This window comes from Planomonospora algeriensis (assembly GCF_977012225.1).
In genome coordinates this window covers 1-617 of sequence record NZ_CDRNDK010001044.1, presented here as the reverse complement: position 1 = coordinate 617, position 617 = coordinate 1, and the positions used below count along the sequence as shown (strand labels likewise).

The following is a 617-nucleotide window of genomic DNA, read 5'->3' as shown; positions in this document are numbered from 1 at the left end:
CTCCGCGCCCGCCCCCTCGGACCCGGCGCCCAAGCGCCCCCGCAAGCAGGCGCCCAAGAGCGGCCCGGCCGGTGACGACTCCGCAGGCAGAAGCAGCAAGAAGGCCCGCGGCCGCGCCCTGTGGGACGCTGCGATCGCCGCCGGCGGCCCCCTGCCGGAGACCGCTGACCTTACCCGCCACACCGGCGCCGGCGAGTCCACCGCCCGCGCCTGGCGCGCTGAATGGCTCGCCGAGCTCAGCGAGTCAGCGGTCGCCGCGGTGCGACCTGGCGCCGCTGAGGCAAGCGCTGAGGCCACCGAGGCGGACGCTGAGGCCGCCGAGGTGAGCGCTGACGAGCGCTCGCCGATCCCGGCTCAGCGCCGAGAGGCGCCCGCTGAGATCAGCGCCGACCGCGCGCTCAGCGCCGAGACGGACGCCGACCCGGGCGCCGACTCCAGCGCTGACACCGCTGACTCCAGCGCTCCCTCGAGCGCTGACCCCATCGGCTTCAGCGCCGACCCGGGCGCTGATTCCAGCGCTGAGACCGACGCGCTGGACGCTCTGCTCGCCGGCGCGGCCACGCGCTGACCCCACCCAGGAAGGACCCGCTGATGTTCACCCACCGCACCCGCCGCCC

Annotated in this window: 1 protein-coding gene; it reads left to right on the top strand. The window is 76.3% G+C overall.

Translation table 11 applies throughout. The features are described 5' to 3' along the window. Positions 1-568 (top strand): hypothetical protein (locus ACWJ6R_RS37700; RefSeq protein ID WP_449066759.1); only part of this gene is annotated, 568 nt, incomplete at its 5' end. Positions 569-617: the final 49 nt, after the last annotated feature.